Source organism: Actinomadura darangshiensis, from assembly GCF_004349235.1.
Taxonomy (GTDB): Bacteria; Actinomycetota; Actinomycetes; order Streptosporangiales; family Streptosporangiaceae; genus Spirillospora; species Spirillospora darangshiensis.
Genome location: NZ_SMKY01000527.1, coordinates 1 through 3,156, shown reverse-complemented (window position 1 = coordinate 3,156; position 3,156 = coordinate 1). Strand labels below are relative to the sequence as shown.

The window sequence follows — 3,156 nt, the reverse complement described above, 5'->3', positions numbered from 1 at the left end:
GGTTCAGGCGACGTGATTGTGGTGATCAACCCGTCTACCAGGGGTCTCTCTACGTCAGGCCACCAACCGACGCATTGCGATCATGCTGTGACCAGCGGACTGCCGCCACAGGGATGAAATGGGTTCAGTGGACGACATCCGCTCGCGCGCAGCCGATCACAGCTTGGCCATTGGGCAGCTTCGCGGATCTCTCGTCCCATGCCTTCACATACGCCAGCACGACTTCAAGTGGCCCATCAGCAACTCGGAATGCCCCATGGCAGCCATGTCTCGCGCCGCCACATGCGCATGTGCACTCAGGCAACTGGGCCTCCGCGCACCAATGATTGTGGGCCATGCGCTCCTCCTGAAGCCAGGCGGGAAACGCAGCATCCAAGCCAGTTATCGCGCGTGTAAATATTTGTCTGGTAAGACATTCCTGCCCACACCCGAGAGCGCCAGGTCGGCGGTGGCCTCAAGCGTCCGAGTTGTTGTCGTGCGCGTGGCGGAGATTACTGGCGGTCGGGGCGGATGATGTGCCAGGTGCCGGATGGTGTGACCCAGATCAGTAGGCCGGGCCAGATCTGGATGAGTTGCCAGTCGAGGCGTTGTTTGAGTCTGTGGTGGCGTCTGCAGAGGGGGGCCAGGTTGCAGCGGCAGGTGATGCCGGGTCGCCATGGGACGGTGTGGTCGAGGTCGCATCGGTGTGAGGGCTGGTTGCAGGTGGGGAACACGCAGGTCGTGTGCCGGGCCGCGACCTCTTGACGCATCTTGGCGGGCGGGCGGTAGCCGGGGCGTCCGTGGGTGTGGGTGTCGCCTTGGCAGGCCGCCTCACGGGCGTCGGAGAGCTGATGGTGGATGTGGTGCGCGGCCTGTCCGATAGCGATGCGTCTGTCGGCGGGACGGGCTCTTCCACGCGCCTGCGTCAGTAGTTCATCGACAATGTCGGCGAGTGAGGCGACCTCCGCCTCGGCACCGACCCGCCCGTTGGAGTGGCCGCCTGTATCGCTACGGATGTGATACCCGCCCCCGACTTCACCGCCTGCGCCACCTGAGCAACGGTCGCCGCCTGTGCCACCGACGCCACCCATGCCGCCTGCGCCGCGGTCGCTGGCTGTGCTGGTGCGGTCGGTCGGGACCGCCCCGATGCCGGGGGCCGCAGTACGGGTCTCATGGGGGACACCGGCGGGAGCGGCGACACCGGAGGCGGCAGGGGTGGCGCATGTGTGGGTGAGGAGGGTGCGGGTGGCGTCGGGGAGTTCGGTGCCTTGGAGGAGTCGGGTGGCCAGGTCGGCGCGGATGGTGGTGAGGGGGCGGGTGTCGCCGTCGGTCTTGAGGCCGTGGGCGGCGGCGGTGATCTTGTTGTAGATGGCGTGGGCGTCTTCGATGGCCAGGTCGCACAGGGCCAGGTCGGCGGTACCGGAGGGGGTCTCCCACAGCTCCAGTCGCCGCCTGCGTACTGCTTCCCGTTTGCGTTCCTCGATCACTTCGGGTGCCAGCCGCTGCGCGATGCGCTTGAGGCGGCGGCGCAGTTGTCCGGTGGTCTGGTCGGACGCCTTCTCCAGCGCGGCTGCTTCGACCCGTTGGGTGGCCTGGTCTGGGAGATCGTCGGTGGTGTCGCAGATGACACGGGCTTTGGCCAGGTCGATTCGTCCGGCCTCCAGTGCCGCGCCGGTCGCGGACAACGGACCGGTGAGCCGTTCGGCCAGGTGCACAAGGGTGGCGGCGGCGCTGCTGGTGAGCATCAAGGCCGCAGCGACCTCTTCGGTGACCGACTCGTGCGCGGACAGCATGCGGTAGCCGGGGTCGACCTCACTCTCCGCATCGATACGACGCCGGTGGAGTTCGGCGATGGCGGCCAGTTCCCGCGCCTGCGCCCACGAGGCACGCCGCCGGGCCGCTCTGGCGACTTCGAGGAGTTCATCATCAGCAAGGTCACCCAGACGCTCTCTCTGCCCGGAAAGTTGGACGGCCGGTGGCAGGTCAGGCAGGGACCACGCCCGGTCCTCCCATTCATGCTGGTGATTGGCCATTGCGACGGACGTCGACACAGTTCTCACCTCCCAACCTCAACATCCCCAATTCTACGTCAAATTTGCATCCGCAAAACTCGACAACTCAGACATGCCACGCCATCACCCACATCTTTCTTCGATTTTCTTTAAACGATGAACCGCGACGCCGCCACCACAAAAGCGAGTCACGCACGCCACCTCTGCCGCACGTCCCGAGGACGGCCTGCGGCCTCGCCCGCCAGTTCGCCCGGCTGGCGCTGCCCGATCAGCTCTGGAGGCGAGCATCCAGGCTGCTGCGGCGAAAACGGCGCGGCCAGCTCACCGATTTGATGATCCAGCAGTGATCACCCGCCGGCAGCGGCGCCGGCGCTCTGCTGAATGTGTACGCCGACAAGGCCGCCGACTACTGCTACGTAATCTTCGGCCAAGCTCACCGGATGTCAATGTCACGATCGAATGGCGCTGGTTTCTTACTCCGCCGGAGATGCATTGCTGCACACTGATATCCGGTCGGCAAATCCCTCCATTACCGTGGCCAGTGCGAGCTACTGGCCACGGTCCGGCCTCCGGCCTCCGGACGTGACGGGCCTGCGCGACTTCCGGGCATGTGCCGCTGACGCGGCCACCGAGATCATCCGCTTCCGGATGGCGTCCTCCGAACCCGGGTGAGCCCGGCGGCTTCCTCTCAGGTGGACTCCCGGTAGGCCTCCACCGCGTAGCGGAGCCTGGCGCCGACCAGTAGCGCCTCGTCCTCTGGGCATCCGAGCAGGCGGGTGACCAGTTCGACGATCTGCTCGTCCGTGAGGTCCGGCTCGCGCTCGGCGATGTGCCCGACGATCTCGACAAGTTCGGGCCGCTTGTACCCGGCGATCGACTGCCCGCGCCGGATCTTCGCGTGCCCGCCTTGCTGCGGGGGCTCGGGCTGCGGCCCAGGCGTCCCCCACAGGGCAGGAATCCCCGGCCGGGAACCGGACGCCGGTGGCTCCCCTTCAGCAGGATGCGGCGTCGGCGCGTCCAGCCGCCGAGGCGGCACTGCCGCATGCCCTCCAGGCGGAGGCACCGCGGCCCCTTCACCACGAGGGTCCCGCCGCGCGGCGTCCAGCCGCCGAGGCGGAAGCCCACTCCCGCGCGCAGGCGGTGCCCCCTGCTCCCCGCCACGCCC

The 3,156-nt window shown here is 67.4% G+C and carries 2 protein-coding genes; both read right to left on the bottom strand.

Annotated features, from left to right (window positions below; all coding sequences use genetic code 11):
• Positions 1-491: 491 nt before the first annotated feature.
• Positions 492-2,030: an HNH endonuclease signature motif containing protein gene (locus E1293_RS45885; protein WP_132206274.1), complete on the bottom strand. Its 1,539-nt coding sequence runs from the start codon at positions 2,028-2,030 to the stop codon at positions 492-494.
• 649 nt (positions 2,031-2,679) lie between these two features.
• Positions 2,680-3,027, bottom strand: a complete 348-nt coding sequence (locus E1293_RS45880; RefSeq protein ID WP_132206272.1) for a hypothetical protein — start codon at positions 3,025-3,027, stop codon at positions 2,680-2,682.
• Positions 3,028-3,156: the final 129 nt, after the last annotated feature.